The sequence below is a fragment of the Orbaceae bacterium BiB genome (assembly GCA_036251205.1).
GTDB classification, from domain to species: Bacteria; Pseudomonadota; Gammaproteobacteria; order Enterobacterales; family Orbaceae; genus Orbus; species Orbus mooreae.
In genome coordinates, this window is the sequence record CP133958.1 from 2,606,518 (window position 1) to 2,626,420 (window position 19,903).

The following is a 19,903-nucleotide window of genomic DNA, read 5'->3' on the forward strand; positions in this document are numbered from 1 at the left end:
TATTGGGGGTCACTTCAATTTTAAACCGGTTTTTTAGATTATTCTTTACCATCGGTAATATTTGGAGCATCAGTAGCATCATCATCATCATCTTTAAGTGGAACAATTAAAGTATCCACATGAGTATTATTAATTAACTGACGAGCAGAAGACATTAATTTACTCCAAAAATCTTGGTGATGACCACAGACAACAAGATCAACACTATATTCGTGTATAGCTTCGATCAAAACTTGACCAAATTCACCATTGCCTGAAAGAGTATGTGCAATAGTATATCCTGAATTATCTGCTAATTTATTTAATGCGATATGAGCATCTTCAGTGATACGATCTTTCATATCATTCATATTAATATCAACTAAGCCAGTATAAAGATCGGAATAGTTAATACCTACATGAATTAATGAAACTTGTGCATTGTATGGCTTTGCCATAGAAACCGCTTTTTCTACAAGCACATCACTTTCTGGTGATAAATCTACTGCTACTAAAATATGTTTGTAAGCCATAATTTTCTCCTCTTTCTTAAAACTATCTAAGTCAAATTCCAATACTATATATTTACTACTAAATTAAGCTTTGAGCAAGCCAAAAAAGTGATGCAGATAACAATATTGAAATAGGAAGTGTTAAAATCCATGTTAAAGCAATACTTTTGATGGTTTTACTTTGTACTCCACCACCATCAACTATCATCGTACCAGCAACTGATGATGATAAGACTTGTGTTGTTGATACGGGCATACCTGTATAACTTGCAATACCAATTGATAAAGCGGTGGTTACTTGTGCAGAAACACCTTGTGCATAAGTCATTCCTTTTTTACCAATTTTTTCACCGATAGTAATAGCGACACGTCTCCATCCAATCATTGTACCGACAGCAAGTGCTGTTGCAACTGAAATAATAATCCAGATCGGAGCATACTCAACAGTTTCTAATAAATTATTTTTTAATGAATTTAAATAACGTTTATCATTGCTAGATACTTCAGGTTGTTTCGCTACATGAGCAACAGTATCTGATAAACATAGTAGAATTCGTCTCGCTTGAGAGCGTTGATTAACAGTTAAAGAATCATAGTCATCAATATTATGAAAAAGGGATTGTGCAATGGCGATAGTTGTAAACGAACGAGAGTAGTCACAGTGATACTTTTCTAATTCTCCTGCTGGGCCATTTGGATTGACAGGTGTTTGTTTACCAATAACTTGATCTAATGTGATTTGGTGTGTTTTAAAATAATCATCAATATTGTTTATAGCATCTCTGGTATTTGTAATTTCATAAGTTGATGCATTCATGTTAACAATAAAACCAGCTGGTGCAACACCAATTAGTACTAGCATTAAAAGTCCAATACCTTTTTGCCCATCATTCGCGCCATGTGAGAAACTAACACCTGCCGCTGAAACAATTAGCATAATTCGAATCCAAAACGGTGGTTTCTTTTTGCCATACAGTTTTTCACGTTGTTCTGGTGTCATGAAAATGCGTTCACGTTTTTTCCCGTTCTTTTTTCTGCGCCAGACTTTTCTAAGAATGAAAATCATCAGGCCAGCTAAGATTAGACCAACAGCCGGTGAAATGATCAGTGATAATAAGATTTGCACCATCTTAGGAATATTTAACGCATCGACAATTGATGTATCGGTAATAAATGCATTAGCGAGCGCTACACCAATAATGGAACCAATTAAAGTATGTGAACTAGATGCTGGAATTCCAAGGTACCATGTACCTAAATTCCAAATAATGGCAGCTAATAGGATTGAGAAAACCATCGCCAATCCGTAATTTGAACTTACATTTAATAGTAGATCTGTGGGTAATAAATGGACAATTGCATATGCAACACTTAATCCACCGAGTAGAACACCTAGAAAATTAAAAATACCAGCCATTAAAACGGCTAATTTTTCTTTTAAGGCTTTGGTATAAATAACAGTGGCAACAGCATTTGCTGTATCATGAAATCCGTTGATTGCTTCATAAAATAGAACAAATAGAAGTGCTAAACCAAGGAAAATAAGTGTCGAAGTCTCTAAATCAGAAAATAGATGGAACATATCGGCTCTTTATATAGTTAATCAAACGGCGTTATTATCCTAAAGAAAAGCCTATCAGCAAAGTAATTTTTGTTATTTTAGGGATATTTCTTCTGGTTACGCCTGTTTTAACCCATTATTACTATTGTTTTTCGCTATAATAACACTCTACAGCAATATTATAACGAAAAATAGGGAAATAAAATAAGTATATCTTTTAAAATATACTATTATGCTAGTCCTTTCTTTTGGCATAGCGGCTAGCTAACACGGCACAAATCATTAATTGTATTTGATGAAAAATCATTAATGGTAAGACAATAATACCCATTATCGAAACTGGGAATATCACGCTGGCCATTGGAATGCCACTTGCTAAGCTTTTCTTCGAACCACAAAAAACAATAGTAATCTCATCCTCTTTATTAAACCCAAGTAATCTCGCCCCATAAGTGGTGATTAGTAAGACAATACCTAGTAGAATAAGTGAGAATATGATAATTGAGACAAATGATAAAATATCAATTTGTTGCCAAATACCATTAATTACAGCATCACTAAAAGCGACATAAACAACCAGTAAAATAGATAATCTATCTGTTCGATTAATCATTTTTCGATGAGCATCAATCCAACGTCCAATCCAACGTCTCGATAAATGACCGACAATAAACGGTAGCATTAACTTGAGCATAATAGATACAATAGCATCTGCTATATGCATCGCTCCATCTGCCTGGGCATGCATAATCAAGCTAATCAAAACTGGCGTAACAAACACACCTAGTAGAGTTGATGCTGAAGCACTACAAATAGCTGCAGCAACATTTCCTCTCGCCATTGAGGTAAATGCAATGGCTGATTGAACGGTTGCAGGTAAAGTACAAAGGAAAATAAATCCTAAATAAATATCATTAGATAAGAAGGTCGGTACAAAAAATTGCAGACCTAAACCAAGAATAGGAAAGACTGCAAAAGTGACGGCAAAAATCGTAATATGTAATCGCCAGTGTCGGATACCATTAATAATTGATTGAAATGATAATTTTGCACCATGCATAAAAAACAGTAAACCAATTGCAAAAGTTGTCAGGTATTCAAAAAATACTTTGGCATTGCCTGAGCAGGGGAGAATTGTTGCGATGATAACAGTGCTGATTAAAATAAGTAAAAAGGAATCAACCTTTAAAATTTTCATTACATTCATGGATAATATATTACAAAAAAGATGGTATATGAAAGACCTATTATAATAGATCCTTCATTTATTAACAGATAATTATAACATCCCCTAGTGATTTAATCCTTTAACTGATGCAATAAATTGTTTTAGCTCTGGTGTATTAGGCGATGAAAAAAAGGTATCACTTTTACCTTGTTCCCATATAGTTCCTTGATTCATAAATATAACGCGATTACCAACATCCTTTGCAAAATTCATCTCATGAGTTACTAAAATAAGGGTCATACCTTCTAGAGCTAGTTGTTCTAAAACTTTTAACACTTCACCGACTAGTTCTGGATCGAGGGCAGATGTTATTTCATCGCATAATAACACTTTTGGCTTCATAGCCATTGCTCTTGCAATTGCTACTCGCTGTTGTTGACCCCCAGATAAATTCGTTGGGTAATAGTGTAATCGTTCTGACAAGCCTACTTTTTCTAACATATGTGCTGCCAGTTCTTGGCTCTCTTTTTTATTCAGGCCTAAAACATGCTTCGGTGCTAACATAACATTTTCTAAGGCCGTCATATGTGGAAATAAGTTAAAATGTTGAAAAACCATGCCGATTAGTTGACTTAGTTCTTTGACTTGTGAAGCTTTATGCGTGACTGTAATCCCATTTAACTTGATGCTACCATCTTGGTACTCTTCAAGTCCATTTAAGCAACGTAATAATGTACTCTTTCCAGAACCACTACGCCCAATAATTGAGACAACTTCTCCTATATCAATATCAAGATTGATATTTTTTAATACATGATTTGAACCATAGTATTTTTCGATTTGATTAACGGTGATAATTGGCATTGAGTTTTTTCTCCAAATATTGACTATAACAGGATATTGGATAACAGATAATAAAATAACCAATAGCAACAAAACTGAATACTTTAAAAGATTCATAAGTCACATTATTAAGTAAGGTTCCGGCTCTAGTTAATTCAACAAAACCTATAATTGATGCTAGTGAAGTGCTTTTTATGACTTGTACGATAAAACCAACTGTTGGGGCTAGAGCAATTCGAGTAGCTTGAGGTAGAATCACAGCTATTAATGTTCTTGAAAAGTTTAAACCAAGGCAACGAGAAGCTTCCCATTGGCCTTTATCAATTGCATTAATGCTCCCGCTCCAAATATCAATGAGATAAGCGCTAGTATATAGTGTTAGGGCAAAACTAGCTGCGAATATGGGTTCAACATCAATACCCAGTAAACCTAATCCGAAAAAGCTTAAAAATAACTGCATTAATAGTGGAATGCCCTGAAATAAAGCACAATAAGAATTGATCAATGTTTTTAACCATCTTATTTTCATAATACGTATCGTCGTAAGTAGGATCGTGACTAAAGAGCCACCAATAAAGGCAATAAATGAGAGTAGTAATGTCCATTGCAGGGCGAATAGCAGATTACGAATGATATCCCAATTAGTAAAAGTGATCATCATATCGTTTCACCTTTAAAAAAATAGTAGCCAATTTTGGTTAGCAGTTTTCTCATCAAAATCGAGAGTAATAAATAAATGAGAGCTGTGATTAGATATATTTCAAAGCTTAAAAATGTTCGAGATTGAATATAGTTAGCTTCAAAAGTGAGTTCTTCGACTGAAATTTGAGATATAACCGAAGAACCTAACATCACAAGAATGCATTGACTTGTTAGTGCTGGATAAATTTTTTTTATCGCTGGGGGTAAAATAATCAACATAAACGTTTTAAATTTGGAAAAACCTAGCACTCGAGCTGCTTCCCATTGTCCCCATTGAATTGATTTAATCCCTGATCTAATTATTTCGGTATTATAAGCACCAAGATTAATTATCATCGCGATCATTGCCGATTCAATTTCAGTCATTTTGATTCCTAAGTTAGGTAAACCAAAAAAAATGAAAAAGAGTTGCACAATAAACGGAGTATTGCGGATCAATTCAACGTAAGCTGACCATACTGAACTTAATATTTTATGTTGACTAGTCCTAATAGCTGCACCAGCTATACCGACGATAATTCCAAATATGGTGGTAATTATAGTTAGCTGAATTGTTAACAATAACCCCGATAGAAAATTGGGAATATACGGGATTAAAGGGCTAAACTGGAATGAGTAATTCATAATTTATTCCTGAAATAATGATTAATATAATGACATCGTTTGCTGATCTGTAGTAAAAGGCATCCCTAACCATTTTTGTGAATATTCGTTGAGGGTTCCGTCATTAATTGCTTGCTGCAAAAGTTCATTGATCTTATCTTTTAATTCCGGTTCATTTTTACGGAGACCAATATGGTTTGGTGAGTTTTTTAAGGTAATTTTACCAACAGTAGGCTTACTATTGTCCATATTATTAATTGCATAAATAATTACATTACCTGTTGAAATAAGTTCAACTTGATCTGCTAAATAAGCTGACAGCGTTGTATTATTATCTTCGTAACGTTTGATTATCGTTTGAGCAGGTGCAATTTCAGAGAGTATGATGTCTTCTATTCCACCTCGAGTGACTCCGACGGTTTTATTTGCTAAATCGTCTATGTTATTTACAGATAGTGACGGGGAACCAAAAATACCTAGATAAAAGGGGCCATAGGGAATAGTAAAATCAATGATATTCTCTCTTTCAGCTGTTTTGCCTAGCGTTGAAATAACCAAATCAACTTTTTGGGTTTGTAGATACGGAATGCGATTTGCCGATGTCACGGGAACTAATACAATTTTTACATTTAGCTGTTTAGCTAAATATTTAGCTACGTCAATATCATAGCCTTGAGCTTGTAGATCTTTACCAACAAAGCCAAATGGTGGATAATCGGTAGGTATAGCAACTTTCAATGCCCCTCGTTTTAGAATATCATCGAGTTCAGCATAGCAAGTTGTAGTATAAAGGGTAAAAATTGAAATAATCAAAAAGAAGTATTTACGAATTGCCATAATTATCATCCTTAAAAAACTAAAAATAAGTTATTAAGTCAATGCAACAAATATGCCAAAAATAAAATTACTAAAAAATTATATATAAACAATAAGATAGATTTTTATGGTATAACGTTTCTAAATTATAAGAGCGTAATACAAACAATCAATTGCACTGTAAAAAAGCAGTGATGGCAAGTTGGAATGGATAAAAGCAATATCCGCTACATTATGTAGCGGATATTAGATGGGTTATTCATCAAGGAAACTACGTAATACATCTGAACGGCTAGGATGGCGTAATTTACGTAATGCTTTGGCTTCTATTTGACGGATACGTTCACGAGTAACGTCAAACTGTTTACCAACTTCTTCCAAAGTATGGTCTGTATTCATATCAATACCAAAGCGCATACGTAATACTTTTGCTTCTCGAGGTGTTAAACCTGATAAAATATCTCTTGTTGCGACACGTAAACTTTCAGAGGTCGCAGCATCAAGTGGTTGCTCAAGAGCTGTATCTTCAATAAAGTCACCAAGATGTGAATCTTCATCATCGCCGACAGGCGTCTCCATTGAAATAGGTTCTTTTGCTATTTTTAGCACTTTACGAATTTTATCTTCCGGCATTTGCATCTTTTCAGATAACTCTTCCGGAGTTGGTTCTCGTCCGATTTCTTGTAAAATTTGACGAGAAATACGATTAAGTTTATTAATCGTTTCAATCATATGTACAGGGATTCGAATTGTACGAGCTTGGTCGGCAATTGAACGTGTAATTGCTTGACGAATCCACCATGTAGCATAAGTTGAGAATTTATAACCACGACGATATTCAAATTTATCAACCGCTTTCATTAGGCCAATATTACCTTCTTGGATTAGATCTAAGAATTGTAGGCCACGGTTAGTGTATTTTTTGGCAATCGAGATAACTAAACGTAAGTTTGCTTCTACCATCTCTTTTTTCGCGCGTCTTGCTTTAGCTTCACCAATTGACATGCGACGATTGATATCTTTAATCTGTTCAATCGAAAGATTAGTTTCTGTTTCGATAAATTGTAGCTGTTCAATCTGCTCTTTAATTTCAGTTTCAAACTCTTTTAATTTATCAGCAAACGCTACTTTTGATTTTATTGCCTTTTCAAACCAGCTCATGCTATTTTCATGACCTGTAAAGTAAGTCATAAACTGCTTTTTAGGCATCTTACTTTGTTCAACACAGATTTTCATGATGACACGTTCGTGAGTTCTCACTCGTTCCATCATTTCGCGCATATTGTTAACAAGAATATCAAATTGTTTACTAACTAAACGGAATTGTTTAAAAACCTCAGATAGATTTTCTATTTCTTGTTGTGCATTTTTATGTGCTCTACCGTATTTTTTGATCGCATTTGATGTTTTTTCATGTTGTTCTTTTAACTCTGAAAATTTCTCTCTAGCGACTTCAGGATCAATTGATGTATCATCATCAGTTGATTCTGACTCTGATTCTTCGTCTTCTTCATCATCATTGATATCAATATCATTCGACTCTTTTTCTAAATCTTCAGGTAATTCATCAGTACCTTCTTCAGCATTCGGATCGACGAAACCAGTAATTAAGTCTGATAGACGAACAGTACCACTTTCAACTAGACTATACTGTTCCAAAAGATAAGTAATTGCTTCTGGATATTCTGAAACAGATGTTTGTACTTGGTTGATACCATCTTCAATTCGTTTAGCGATATCAATTTCACCTTCACGAGTTAATAATTCAACCGCACCCATTTCACGCATATACATGCGCACAGGATCAGTTGTACGACCAATTTCTGATTCCACATTAGATAAGACGAGTGCAGTTGCAGCTTCAACGGCTTCTTCATCAGGGACATTGTCTGATAAAAGCATTTCATCGGTATCAGGCGCTTCTTCGAGAACTTGAATCCCCATATCATTTATCATCTGAATGATATCTTCAATTTGATCCGAATCGATAATTTCTTCAGGTAAATGATCATTAACGTCAGCATATGTTAAATACCCGAGTTCTTTACCTCGAATAATAAGATGCTTTAGCTGTGATTGAGAGTTTTGCTCCATATCAAAATATCCACTTTTTATTGTTTAGTAATAGAGTAAAATTATTTACTCAGACTAAATACTTTTTAATATCAATAAACTAAAGTAATAAATTATTACTATAATATAATAGTATGAGCTAATTTAGATTAGCTATATCTGTATTTATCTACTTATGTTCATAATTGATTTTATGAAAAGTATATATTGTTCAATTATTGTCTTACTGCAAGTTCTTGACTATTTGTTAAACTAGTTAACTGAAATAATCATCTCAATATCTTATTGAGGTTTTTTCTTTTTCTCAGCAATTAAGCTGCGTTATTATCTATATTTAGTCTTTTTTCGATAAAACAAGTATTAGGGTCGCTAATTCTTTTTTTTCTGCCTCAGTCAGCTTAGTGACTCTATCTTTAGCAATTAACTCATCTTGTCTTTGGGCCAATATATTATCATATAACTCCTTTAAAGTATGAGAAAAAATGGCTGAGATATCGTCTTCCGCATATCGGTGTTCCCAAATAGCTAGGGTATTTAGCTGTTTAGCAATTGGTTTACCCGTATATTCTGCTAAAATTTGCGCTGTAATGATATTTGGTCGCTCGTGACAAATATTTAGTAATTCAATAAAAATCTCAATCCCTGCTAATTTAACCTGCTTTAAGCTATTGATATCGGGTACTAATTTGGCTAATTCTGGGTATTGTATGAGTAAACCAATTAAAATACGCATAGTCGTCAATTTCATTTTAATTGGCGGTATCTTATCATCCACTGAGGGTGTTGCTGACTCGTTACTATCATATTGCTGTAAAAGCTTATCTATTTGAGTAATATCTAGAAAGCCAAGGTAATCCCCTAATTGCTGTTTTAAATTCAGCGCAAAAGATTGCGCTTTGATCTGAGCAATTAGTGGTAGTGATAATGAACTTAGTTTTGCTTTACCTTCAGGTGTTTTTAAATCAACCTGTACTAATAATTCATCAAATAAAAACTGTGATAGTGTTATGCCATTATCTAAGCGCTGTTCAAATTGAGTTTTACCTTCTTTACGGACAAGACTATCAGGATCTTCGGCTTCAGGCAGAAAAACAAACTTAATCTGTTTACCATCAATAAGTGTTGGTAATAATACATTTAGTGCGCGCCAAGCAGCCCTACGTCCAGCGGTATCACCATCAAAACAAAATATAATATTATCGGTAGCTCTAAATAGTAATTTAATATGATCTTCTGTGGTTGCAGTTCCCAATGCAGCAACAGCATAATTAATGCCAAACTGCGCAAGTGAAACAACATCCATATATCCTTCAACTACAACAAGTTTTTCTGGGTTTCGATTGATCTGCTGACTTTCATACAGACCATAGAGTTGATAACCTTTATGGAAAATCGTTGTTTCAGGTGAGTTAATATATTTTGCTGAGTCATTCGCTTTGATAGTTCTGCCACCAAAAGCAATAATATTACCTTGGCGATCGCGGATAGGAAACATGATCCGACCACGAAAACGGTCATACTGATTGCCATTATCATTACTGACAAGCATGCCAGCTTGATCATAGAGCTTTTTATCTTGTGGTGTTTTAGCAATATAATTGAGTGTTAAATGCCAATTATCCGGCGAATAACCTATTTTATAGTGCTCAATAGTCGTTTTATCTAGTCCACGACGTGTTAGATACTCTCTTGCTGTCTCTGCTTCGGGGGTTGATAATTGTACTTGATAAAATTGGGCCAATTTATCCATCAAACCATATAGATCACGCCTAATATTCTGACCTGATATCTGATTTTGTGTTCGATTCGTTTCAGTTGATGTTTCAACATGAGGTACCGTAATACCTTGAAGATTTGCTAACTCTTCAATCGCTTCAGGATAAGATAAACGGTCATAGTTCATCAAGAAATCAATCGCCGAACCTCCTGCACCGCAACCAAAACAGTAATACATCTGTTTTTTCTCACTGACAGAAAAAGACGGTGTTTTTTCATTATGAAATGGGCAATTTCCCCAATAGTCCTTTCCTCGCTTTTTTATTTTGATTCGATGTCCAACAATATCAACGATATTGATTCTAGCAATCAGATCAACAATAAAGTCTTGAGGAATTCGCTTCATAAATGACTCTATCCAATTATCTATACTATAAAGACAATAAACCGTACATATAGTACGGTTTATCTATGTATCGGGACTAATTTGTAGTATAAGGTGTTGATTTACGACTAACAATTAGTATAAACGAATACGACGCGCATTTTCTCTTTCTAGTTTTTTAGCATGACGTTTTACCGCTGCAGCTTTAGCACGTTTACGAATAGTTGTTGGTTTTTCATAAAACTCACGGTTACGAACTTCAGCTAAGATTCCTGCTTTTTCACAAGAACGTTTAAAACGACGTAATGCAACATCGAAAGGTTCATTTTCACGTACTTTAATTACTGGCATGTGCCTCTCACCTCAAAATTAATTTGGATTTTTACCAACCAGAATCAAAAATGGTTAGCGTTAAAAAATTAGTGCTGAATTGTACTGCCAATGACTACTATTTGTAAAGCATTTTATAATATTTATTGTATAAGCTTATTTATTTGGCTAAATATATTTGATTATGATCAATTACAGTCCGATAATAGTATAGAGAAATAGATGTTTGATAAAAACTAGGAGTTATTATTTATGTCGCCAATTATTGCCAGTCAGTTTCCTGAAAGAAGATTGCGTCGTCTACGTGCACATGATTTTAGTCGTCGATTAGTTGCGGAAAATCAGTTAACTGTAAATGATCTTATTTATCCTGTATTTATTGTTGAAGGTAATAATATTACACAACCAGTAGCATCAATGCCTAATGTTAATCGTATGAGTATCGATGTTCTATTGAAAGAGGCAGAGCAGGTTGCTAAGTTAGGTATTCCTGTGTTATCACTTTTCCCTGCAATAGAAAGTAATAAAAAATCATTATTAGCTGAAGAAGCATATAACGAAAATGGTTTAGTTGTAAGAGCTGTGCGAGCACTAAAAAAAGAGATCCCAGAGCTTGGTATTTTAACTGATGTTGCACTGGATCCTTATACTGTACATGGTCAAGATGGTATTATTGATGATAATGGTTATGTACAAAATGATATTACAGTTAAAACATTAATGAAACAGGCAATGGCGCAAGCTGAAGCTGGTGTTGATATTATTGCTCCTAGCGATATGATGGATGGGCGTATTGGGGCAATTCGTACTGAACTAGAGAATAAAAATTTTGTGAATACTCAAATAATGGCATATTCAGCAAAATATGCTTCTAGTTTTTATGGTCCGTTCCGAGATGCGGTTGGATCTGCATCTAATATTAAGAGTGGCAATAAAAAAACGTATCAACTTGATCCTGCTAATAGTAATGAAGCATTGCAAGAAGTGTATCAAGATCTGCAAGAGGGCGCTGATATGGTAATGGTAAAACCTGGTATGCCTTATCTCGATATTTTGCGGCAGGTAAAAGATACATTCGCTGTACCAACCTTTGCTTATCAAGTATCTGGTGAATATGCGATGTTAATGGCTGCGATTAATAATGGTTGGTTGCAAGAGTCGGCTATTATGGAGTCATTATTATGTTTTAAACGTGCAGGAGCCGATGGCGTATTAACTTATTTCGCTAAACAGATTGCACAGCAGCTCAATTCCGCCAAATAACTTATTTTGTGTATCTCTTTCTACTTAAGAGATACACATTTTTATCTCATTAGTACGATATGGTCTTTATCCCTCTATATAATTCATAGATAAAATAGATTTGAACCTTTCGAGTTAACTTGATACGGTATTATTATTATCAATATATAGGGGTTCATTATATGCAATATAAGCTATTTACTACTGCAATTATTAGTTTGTGTACATCTTTTTTCTGTTGGGGTGATACTATTCACTTAAAAAATGGTGATAATTTGTCAGGAAAAATTAAGCTTGTTGACGATGATAAAGTATTAATTGAAACTGAATATAGCGGTGTCATTACCGTCAATAGTAGTAAAATTGCAACATTTTCTATTGATGAGTCCGTAAGAATCAAACAAGGCCTATTTTCAGAGCCACAATATGCTGATGCAATTAAAACGGCTCAGGATAATAAGATTATTTTGGTAAAAGGCGATCAAACTCAAACGATATCCATTAGTGATGATCTTACTATTACAAATGATAAACAGTCATCATTGGTTGGTAGCGACGTCATTGTTAATGGCTCTCTTAATGCTGGAGCCTATTATAATAAGGGGTCATCTAAGTCTGAACAGTATTCATTAAATGGTAATATGACTGCCAAGTATGATTTGTGGCGACATGGCGTTAAAGCTGCCGTATTCAGAGCTAAAGATGATCAGGATACTAGTAACTATTACTATACGACCCAATATGATGTAGACCGATTTTTTACACCATCTTTCTTTTGGCAAGGTAACGTACAGTATAAGCATGATTGGATTGAAGATATCAAAACCAAGACAAGTGTCGGTACTGGACCTGGTTGGCAAGTTTGGGAAAATGAATTATCTGCTTTATCGTTTACAGGTTTAATTAGTTACCAAAAAATTGATTATCGAGATGGCAATGATTCTGTACATCCATTGGGATCTGTAAAATGGAATTATTATCAATTTTTTGCAGGGAAGTCATTAAAATTTTTTACAACCGGTGAAATTGGTCGAAGTTTTAATAATGATGTTGATTTAGATTTATCGGCAACAGCGGGCTTAGCTTATCGTTTAACTGATTGGCTATCCATTAACACGAGTTTAACAAGAGACAAAAGCACAACGAAGGATGGTGATTCGAGTAACACCAACTATAATATCGGTGTTGGTGTTAATTGGTAAATACGGTCTATCATAAAAAAAGAGCATTTAATCAATGCTCTTTTTTCTATTTATCTTGAGTAATTATTTTTTTATTAGAATAACTAAAAAGCTTTTTCCTATCAATTTAATGCGCTGAATATATCAAGTAGAAAAACACAGCATATAGTGTATAATCTCAAAAAAATATCAATATATAGTTTTTACCGTCGAGGAATAGATAATGCCAGTAGTACTTAAACGTGATGGGTGCCAGACTGCTTTTAATGAAGGCCGAATTCGTGATGCTATTTTAAAAGCAGCTGTAGCTGCGAATGTTAATGATACTGATTATTGTATATCAGTAGCTCGAGTTGTAACTAACCAGATGACTGATCGTGAAGTTGTTGATATTAACGAGATTCAAAACTCGGTCGAAAATCAACTAATGGCCGGTCCTTATAAAAAATTAGCGCGTAAGTATATCGAATATCGTCATGATCGCGATCGTGCCAGAGAAGAGCGTAGTCGTTTAAATCAAGATATCAAAGGACTGATTGAACAAAGTAATGTTGCAATACTCAATGAGAATGCGAATAAAGATAGTAAAGTTATCCCAACTCAACGAGATTTATTAGCGGGGATTGTTGCTCGCCATTATGCTAAGCAATATCTATTACCGAAAGAGATTTCTCGAGCTCATGATATTGGCCAAATTCATTATCATGATCTTGATTACTCACCATTTTTCCCTATGTTTAACTGTATGCTAATTGATCTAAATGGCATGTTAACAAAAGGCTTTAAAATGGGTAATGCTGAGATTGAGCCTCCAAAATCAATTGCGACAGCAACAGCGGTAACAGCACAAATCATTGCGCAAGTTGCCAGCCATATTTATGGTGGTACAACCATTAATCGTATTGATGAAATTCTTGCAAAATTTGTTACTCTTAGTTTTGAAAAACATAAAAAAATTGCTGAAGAATGGAATATTCCAGATGCGGCTAACTATGCTCAAAATCGTACGGCAAAAGAGTGTTATGACGCATTTCAATCATTAGAGTATGAAGTGAATACTTTACATACCGCTAATGGACAAACTCCATTTGTAACCTTTGGTTTCGGATTAGGTACTAGCTGGGAATCAAGATTAATTCAACAATCCATTTTGCAAGTTCGAATTCAGGGATTGGGTAAAAATCATAAAACAGCGGTATTCCCTAAATTAGTGTTTGCAATCAAAGATGGTATTAATCATAAGGCTGGAGATATCAATTACGATATTAAGCAATTGGCGTTAGAGTGTGCTTCTAAACGAATGTACCCTGATATTTTAAATTATGATAAGGTCGTCGAAGTGACTGGTTCGTTTAAAACACCGATGGGATGCCGTAGTTTTCTGGGTGTTTACGAAGAAGAGGGTCAACAAATTCATGATGGTAGAAATAACATTGGTGTTATTAGTCTTAATCTACCACGTATTGCCATTGAAGCGAAAGGTGATGAAGCAAAATTTTGGCAGCTGTTGACTAGTCGCTTAGAGTTATGTAAAAGGGCGCTAATGACCCGAATTGCTAGACTTGAAGGTGTGAAAGCTCGAGTCGCTCCAATTTTATATATGGAAGGGGCTTGTGGCGTACGGTTAAAAGAAGATGATAATGTTGCTGAGATTTTTAAAAATGGTCGCGCATCAATCTCTTTAGGTTATATTGGTTTACATGAAACATTAAATGCCTTATTTGGTAATAAAGTCCATCCATTTGATAGTGAAGAGTTACGTCAAAAAGGCGTTGAGATTGTCGCTAAGTTGCGCGAAGCGGTTGAACAGTGGAAAAAAGAGACTGGATACGGTTTTAGCTTGTATAGCACTCCTAGCGAAAATTTATGTGACAGATTTTGTCGTTTAGATACCGCTGAATTTGGTGTAATTCCTGGGGTGACGGATAAAGGTTACTATACAAATAGCTTCCATTTGGATGTTGAGAAAAAAGTTAATCCATATGAAAAAATCGAGTTTGAGAAACCGTATCCTGAACTGGCAAATGGTGGATTTATTTGTTATGGCGAATATCCTAATATGATTAATAATGTTCAAGCATTAGAGGATGTATGGGATTATAGTTATAGCCGAGTACCTTATTATGGTACTAATACACCGATTGATGAATGCTATGAATGTGGTTATGCTGGTGAATTTTCTTGTACCAGTAAAGGATTTGCTTGTCCTAGTTGCGGTAATCATGATTCGGCTAAAGTATCGGTTATCCGACGAGTTTGTGGCTATTTGGGTAGTCCTGATTCAAGACCATTTAATGCAGGAAAACAGGAAGAAGTTAAGCGCCGTGTTAAACACTTGGATAACGGACAAATCGGTTAACATTGTAACTATCTTATAATTATGCCGCTTTAGAAAACTAAACTTTAGCGGTTATATTTTTTTAGGGTTAACTACTATTTTAGAATATCTATCACTATTTTGTGAAAGCTGGTTATTATTATGAATTATCATCGTTATTATCCGGTTGATGTCGTCAACGGTGTTGGAACAAGATGTACTTTATTTGTTGCAGGTTGTGTGCACCAATGCCGTGGTTGTTATAATAAAAGTACGTGGTCGCTGGATTCAGGTTTACCTTTTACTCAAGAATTAGAAGATCTGATTATTAAAGATCTACAAGATCCTGAAATTCGACGTCAGGGATTATCGCTCTCTGGTGGTGATCCATTACATCCCCAAAATGTACCTGCGATCTTAAAATTAGTAAAACGGGTAAAAACTGAATGTGATAATAAAGATATTTGGTTATGGACCGGATATAAATTAGCTGAGTTAACGGTGACTCAACAAGCAGTTTTACCCTATATTGACGTACTTATTGATGGTAAGTTTATTCAGGAATTAGCTGATCCTAAACTGCTGTGGCGGGGTAGTAGTAATCAAATTGTTCATCAGTTACATAAGAAATAAGCTTACTGACAAGGTTAAGCCTTGATACTGTAAGAATATTTCTTATCGTTTTTTCATAATATGAGTTAGATTCGATAATTTATATTAGATTTTATTTTCTGCATATAAATCATGTTGATTTAGTAGATTCGAAATCGCTTCTCGATAGTGAATTTCTAAGTTTTCTCTACTTGACGAGCTAATTTTTAAATCTGTAATTCGACCATTATCAATTCCATAGACCCAACCATGGATATTTACTTTCTGTCCACGCTGCCATGCTGATTGCAAAATAGTGGAATGTCCTAAGTTGTAAACTTGTTCAATTACATTTAATTCACACAAAATATCCATTCTTTTTTCGGCAGGGAATTCACCAAGTAAGGAACTGTAGCGGAACCAAATATCTCTAATATGTAGTAACCAGTTATTAATTAAACCAAGATCCGGATTCTCTACTGCTGCTCGAATTCCACCGCAATCTAAGTGGCCACAAATGATAATATCTTCAATACCTAGCACATCAATAGCATATTGAACCACTGATAAACAGTTTAGATCTGTATGAATCACAAGGTTGGCTACATTACGGTGTACAAATAATTCACCTGGTTGTAATTCAGCTAATCTTTCGGCCGGAACTCGACTATCAGAACAACCAATCCATAAAAACTTAGGGTTTTGAGCTATTGCAAGGCCTTTAAAAAACTCAGGGTCTTCTTGAGCAACTTTTTGAGACCACGCATGGTTGCGTGCAATCAGGTCAGAAATCTTTTTCATAATGGGACTCTTTCATTAATTAGAGATCTAGTTTACTGATTGTCAATCTAAATATCAATGTAGATTGAATCCTTAATTGAAGGAATCGGTATTACTTATCTTTAGCTAGATTTGCCTAAATTTTCGTTAAATTATTGCTGTAAACTATGATTGTAGTATAAAAATAGCTAGGACAATAAGTATAAATAGGCTGCGTTTTATGATGAAGAAATTTGCTTTAAAACTTCACCACAACGCTTACAGCAATATTGGATCTGTTTATGTTGGATTTTATTATGTCTTATTTTAGTTAATAGATGTTCTTGACACTGGCAATGATAATGATAGCGATTTTGTTGGGTAGGTTTGGGTAATGAAAAGGAGTGAGTTCGTTTCGCGTCAAGTCGAAAAACTTGAGTCATAACTGATTGCCACTCTTTACCATGCGGTTTTACACGTCCAAATTGTTTATAAGTAATGAGGTGTGCTAATTCATGAGGAATGACTTCATTAATAAAATCATCACTATTCTCTAAAAGCATATTAAGATTGATCTGAATTTGCCACTTATTTAATAATGCACAGCCAGCAATGCTCCCTTTTTGACGATAGAAGATTTGTGGTTCATCAAACGTGCAATGAAAGAATTGATTTGCTATTAATAAGTGTGATCGTAAACAGCTCATCACTTTGTTATGTAATAAAATGGGGACTCTTGAATTATTCATTATAGAAAGTTTCTTCACGGAAAGATTCCGTGAAGAAAGGTCTTAATTATTTTAGATTGGCTGCATCACGTAATAGTTCGGCTTTGTCCGTTTTTTCCCAAGGGAAAATATCTCGACCAAAATGACCATATGTCGCTGTTTGTTGATAGATCGGTTGAATTAGATCTAACATTTGAATTAAGCCATAAGGACGCAGATCAAAATGTTGTTTGACTAATGCAATGATTTTATCATGTGAGACTTTTTCTGTACCAAAAGTATTAACATAAATCGAAGTAGGTTCTGCAACACCAATAGCATAAGATATTTGTAACTCACATTTATCAGCAAGTCCTGCCGCTACAATATTTTTTGCTACGTATCTTGCTGCATAAGCGGCTGAGCGATCCACTTTAGATGGATCTTTACCTGAAAATGCACCGCCACCATGATGAGCTGCACCACCATAAGTATCAACGATAATTTTTCTACCTGTTAAACCACAATCACCCATTGGTCCGCCGATAACAAATCTACCCGTTGGGTTGATAAAATATTTAGTACGAGATGTTAACCATTCTGCGGGTAATATTGGTTTTATAATCTCTTCCATGATGGCTTCTTGTAATGCTGAATGGCTAATATCTTCAGCATGTTGTGTGGATAACACAACGGCATCTACACCTTTAATTTTATTATCTTCATAAATAAGTGTAATTTGGCTTTTAGCATCTGGTCTTAACCAAGGAAGTGTTCCATTTTTTCTAACAGTAGCTTGTTTTTTCATTAACTCATGAGCATAAGTAATAGCTGCTGGCATTAAATTAGGCATTTCATTAGTTGCATAACCAAACATAATACCTTGATCTCCTGCACCTTGTGCAAAAGGATCGCTTCTATCAACACCTTGGTTGATGTCCGATGATTGTTTACCAATTGCATTAAGTACCGCACATGAATTTGCATCGAATCCCATTTCTGAACTGGTATAACCAATATTTTTAATGGTTTGTCTAGTTAATTCTTCAATATCAACCCAAGCTGACGTGGTAATTTCACCACCAACTAATGCCATACCTGTTTTAACATAAGTTTCACAAGCAACTCGTGCTTTAGGATCTTGTTTTAAAATTGCATCAAGGACTGCATCGGAGATTTGATCCGCTATTTTATCTGGGTGTCCTTCAGAAACAGATTCTGAAGTGAAGAGAAATTCTGACATAATTAATACCTTTATATTCAAATAAGCGTTAAACTGAGATTCATATCTATTTAGCAGTTTTACCATCTAGACGTCTATTCTAATCAACAAATTGATAAAAATCTAGTTCAGCAAGCTCAATTATCGTGAAAATATTTTCTAGTCATCTTGCATAAAATTTAATTTACCCTAGCATATGGCATATCACTTTAAGATTATGTCACAGGTAATGAAGGGGTTATGATAAATCGAGCACCTAATATATTAGTATTTGATTCTGGTATTGGTGGGATATCTGTTTATGACGAAATCCGTCAAAAAATACCAAATGCTAATTATATCTATTTATTTGATAATGAAGCTTTTCCTTATGGTGATAAATCAATAGATTATTTGATTGGACGGGTAAAATCCGTTATTCATAAAGCAATCTCTCTATTTTCTATCGATATTATTGTTATTGCATGTAATACAGCTAGTACTATCTGCTTACCTTCATTACGAGAGTCTTTGCAAATTCCAATTGTCGGTGTTGTACCTGCGATTAAACCAGCAACTAAAGTAACTAAGAATAAATGTATAGGTTTACTCGCCACTAAAGCAACAGTACAACGGGAATATACACGTAATTTAATTAATGAATTCGCTCAAGGCTATAATATAGAATTATTAGGTTTATCAGAGTTAGCGTTGATTGCTGAGCAAAAATTACAGGGTATTGCGGTTAATCAGCAACAGCTTACTTTATTAATGCAGCCATGGTTAACGTTGAATGTTATTCCTGACACTATTGTGTTAGGTTGTACTCATTATCCTTTTATTAAACCTGAGTTAGCTAAAACTTTTCCTTTAGCTACTTTTATAGATTCTGGTTATGCTATCGCTACACGAGTATATAATTTATTAGAACAGTGCAATTTTGAGCTGACTAATATTAGTCAGCCAGCAGAAAAAGCTGATCATTTAGTCTGTAGCACGCAATATAATGAAAGTGTCGAGAAAATCATTCCAATTTTATCTAAATATAATTTCAATAAATATCAATCAATTAGTATTTTGTGTGATTAAAGGTTATTCAGTTGAGTTGAAAATTGCATTTTTTAGCTTGATCTAAACGAGAAGATGTCTATAATGCGCATCCACTGACGTAACGCAAAGCCTTAAAGCAAGGCGGTTGGTTAAGTTGGAAAAGTTAG

18 protein-coding genes are annotated in these 19,903 nt (G+C 34.5%); 5 read left to right on the forward strand and 13 right to left on the reverse strand.

The features are described from left to right. Positions 1–38: 38 nt before the first annotated feature. From uspA to rpsU, 10 genes are all read right to left on the reverse strand, one after another. Positions 39–512, reverse strand: a complete 474-nt coding sequence (gene uspA / locus RHO11_12320) for a universal stress protein UspA (protein ID WVD61242.1) — start codon at positions 510–512, stop codon at positions 39–41. Positions 513–570: 58 nt separating this feature from the next. Then, on the reverse strand, positions 571–2,073 hold the full coding sequence (gene pitA / locus RHO11_12325) for an inorganic phosphate transporter PitA (GenBank protein ID WVD61243.1): 1,503 nt from the start codon (positions 2,071–2,073) through the stop codon (positions 571–573). Positions 2,074–2,287: 214 nt separating this feature from the next. Continuing rightward, positions 2,288–3,250, reverse strand: coding sequence for a bile acid:sodium symporter family protein (locus RHO11_12330; GenBank protein ID WVD61244.1), 963 nt, complete (start codon positions 3,248–3,250; stop codon positions 2,288–2,290). A gap of 93 nt (positions 3,251–3,343) precedes the next feature. Continuing rightward, complete coding sequence (locus RHO11_12335; protein WVD61245.1) at positions 3,344–4,084, reverse strand: amino acid ABC transporter ATP-binding protein; 741 nt, start codon at positions 4,082–4,084, stop codon at positions 3,344–3,346. Continuing rightward, a complete protein-coding gene (locus tag RHO11_12340) occupies positions 4,065–4,721 on the reverse strand; it encodes an amino acid ABC transporter permease (GenBank protein ID WVD62901.1) in 657 nt (218 codons plus the stop codon). The genes RHO11_12335 and RHO11_12340 overlap by 20 nt, the downstream gene beginning before the upstream one ends. Then, positions 4,721–5,389 carry an amino acid ABC transporter permease gene (locus tag RHO11_12345; protein ID WVD61246.1) on the reverse strand — a complete coding sequence of 223 codons (669 nt, stop codon included), beginning with the start codon at positions 5,387–5,389 and terminating at the stop codon, positions 4,721–4,723. The genes RHO11_12340 and RHO11_12345 overlap by 1 nt, the downstream gene beginning before the upstream one ends. A 21-nt stretch (positions 5,390–5,410) precedes the next feature. Next, positions 5,411–6,205 carry a transporter substrate-binding domain-containing protein gene (locus RHO11_12350; protein ID WVD61247.1) on the reverse strand — a complete coding sequence of 265 codons (795 nt, stop codon included), beginning with the start codon at positions 6,203–6,205 and terminating at the stop codon, positions 5,411–5,413. Between the two features lie 234 nt (positions 6,206–6,439). Beyond that, positions 6,440–8,278: an RNA polymerase sigma factor RpoD gene (rpoD, locus tag RHO11_12355; GenBank protein WVD61248.1), complete on the reverse strand. Its 1,839-nt coding sequence runs from the start codon at positions 8,276–8,278 to the stop codon at positions 6,440–6,442. Positions 8,279–8,591: 313 nt separating this feature from the next. Continuing rightward, positions 8,592–10,379 (reverse strand): DNA primase, encoded by a 1,788-nt coding sequence (gene dnaG, locus RHO11_12360; protein ID WVD61249.1) that lies wholly within the window; start codon positions 10,377–10,379, stop codon positions 8,592–8,594. Between the two features lie 114 nt (positions 10,380–10,493). After that, positions 10,494–10,709, reverse strand: a complete 216-nt coding sequence (gene rpsU, locus RHO11_12365) for a 30S ribosomal protein S21 (GenBank protein WVD61250.1) — start codon at positions 10,707–10,709, stop codon at positions 10,494–10,496. Between the two features lie 231 nt (positions 10,710–10,940). Between rpsU and hemB the strand changes: the two genes are divergently transcribed. From hemB to nrdG, 4 genes are all read left to right on the forward strand, one after another. Further along, the gene (gene hemB, locus RHO11_12370; GenBank protein ID WVD61251.1) at positions 10,941–11,951 is read left to right on the forward strand and encodes a porphobilinogen synthase; all 1,011 of its coding nucleotides are present in this window, start codon (positions 10,941–10,943) and stop codon (positions 11,949–11,951) included. Positions 11,952–12,112: 161 nt separating this feature from the next. Continuing rightward, positions 12,113–13,132 carry a DUF481 domain-containing protein gene (locus RHO11_12375; GenBank protein ID WVD61252.1) on the forward strand — a complete coding sequence of 340 codons (1,020 nt, stop codon included), beginning with the start codon at positions 12,113–12,115 and terminating at the stop codon, positions 13,130–13,132. A gap of 202 nt (positions 13,133–13,334) precedes the next feature. Beyond that, complete coding sequence (nrdD, locus tag RHO11_12380; GenBank protein WVD61253.1) at positions 13,335–15,470, forward strand: anaerobic ribonucleoside-triphosphate reductase; 2,136 nt, start codon at positions 13,335–13,337, stop codon at positions 15,468–15,470. A gap of 120 nt (positions 15,471–15,590) precedes the next feature. Then, complete coding sequence (gene nrdG / locus RHO11_12385) at positions 15,591–16,061, forward strand: anaerobic ribonucleoside-triphosphate reductase-activating protein (protein ID WVD61254.1); 471 nt, start codon at positions 15,591–15,593, stop codon at positions 16,059–16,061. 84 nt (positions 16,062–16,145) lie between these two features. On the opposite strand, the gene can is transcribed toward nrdG, so the two are convergent. The 3 genes from can to metK all read right to left on the reverse strand — a co-directional run bounded on the left by can (position 16,146) and on the right by metK (position 18,728). Next, complete coding sequence (gene can / locus RHO11_12390) at positions 16,146–16,820, reverse strand: carbonate dehydratase (protein WVD61255.1); 675 nt, start codon at positions 16,818–16,820, stop codon at positions 16,146–16,148. A 197-nt stretch (positions 16,821–17,017) separates the two neighbouring features. Further along, positions 17,018–17,527 carry a SprT family zinc-dependent metalloprotease gene (locus tag RHO11_12395; protein WVD61256.1) on the reverse strand — a complete coding sequence of 170 codons (510 nt, stop codon included), beginning with the start codon at positions 17,525–17,527 and terminating at the stop codon, positions 17,018–17,020. A 46-nt stretch (positions 17,528–17,573) separates the two neighbouring features. Next, positions 17,574–18,728 carry a methionine adenosyltransferase gene (gene metK, locus RHO11_12400; GenBank protein WVD61257.1) on the reverse strand — a complete coding sequence of 385 codons (1,155 nt, stop codon included), beginning with the start codon at positions 18,726–18,728 and terminating at the stop codon, positions 17,574–17,576. 219 nt (positions 18,729–18,947) lie between these two features. Between metK and murI the strand changes: the two genes are divergently transcribed. Beyond that, complete coding sequence (gene murI / locus RHO11_12405) at positions 18,948–19,775, forward strand: glutamate racemase (GenBank protein WVD61258.1); 828 nt, start codon at positions 18,948–18,950, stop codon at positions 19,773–19,775. The last annotated feature ends 128 nt before the right edge of the window (positions 19,776–19,903 follow it).

Coding starts and splice junctions, on each gene's coding strand:
- uspA (WVD61242.1), bottom strand. CDS start 512: ATGGCTTACAAACATATTTTAGTAGCAGTAGATTTATCACCAGAAAGT.
- pitA (WVD61243.1), bottom strand. CDS start 2,073: ATGTTCCATCTATTTTCTGATTTAGAGACTTCGACACTTATTTTCCTT.
- RHO11_12330 (WVD61244.1), bottom strand. CDS start 3,250: ATGAAAATTTTAAAGGTTGATTCCTTTTTACTTATTTTAATCAGCACT.
- RHO11_12335 (WVD61245.1), bottom strand. CDS start 4,084: ATGCCAATTATCACCGTTAATCAAATCGAAAAATACTATGGTTCAAAT.
- RHO11_12340 (WVD62901.1), bottom strand. CDS start 4,721: ATGATCACTTTTACTAATTGGGATATCATTCGTAATCTGCTATTCGCC.
- RHO11_12345 (WVD61246.1), bottom strand. CDS start 5,389: ATGAATTACTCATTCCAGTTTAGCCCTTTAATCCCGTATATTCCCAAT.
- RHO11_12350 (WVD61247.1), bottom strand. CDS start 6,205: ATGGCAATTCGTAAATACTTCTTTTTGATTATTTCAATTTTTACCCTT.
- rpoD (WVD61248.1), bottom strand. CDS start 8,278: ATGGAGCAAAACTCTCAATCACAGCTAAAGCATCTTATTATTCGAGGT.
- dnaG (WVD61249.1), bottom strand. CDS start 10,379: ATGAAGCGAATTCCTCAAGACTTTATTGTTGATCTGATTGCTAGAATC.
- rpsU (WVD61250.1), bottom strand. CDS start 10,709: ATGCCAGTAATTAAAGTACGTGAAAATGAACCTTTCGATGTTGCATTA.
- hemB (WVD61251.1), top strand. CDS start 10,941: ATGTCGCCAATTATTGCCAGTCAGTTTCCTGAAAGAAGATTGCGTCGT.
- RHO11_12375 (WVD61252.1), top strand. CDS start 12,113: ATGCAATATAAGCTATTTACTACTGCAATTATTAGTTTGTGTACATCT.
- nrdD (WVD61253.1), top strand. CDS start 13,335: ATGCCAGTAGTACTTAAACGTGATGGGTGCCAGACTGCTTTTAATGAA.
- nrdG (WVD61254.1), top strand. CDS start 15,591: ATGAATTATCATCGTTATTATCCGGTTGATGTCGTCAACGGTGTTGGA.
- can (WVD61255.1), bottom strand. CDS start 16,820: ATGAAAAAGATTTCTGACCTGATTGCACGCAACCATGCGTGGTCTCAA.
- RHO11_12395 (WVD61256.1), bottom strand. CDS start 17,527: ATGAATAATTCAAGAGTCCCCATTTTATTACATAACAAAGTGATGAGC.
- metK (WVD61257.1), bottom strand. CDS start 18,728: ATGTCAGAATTTCTCTTCACTTCAGAATCTGTTTCTGAAGGACACCCA.
- murI (WVD61258.1), top strand. CDS start 18,948: ATGATAAATCGAGCACCTAATATATTAGTATTTGATTCTGGTATTGGT.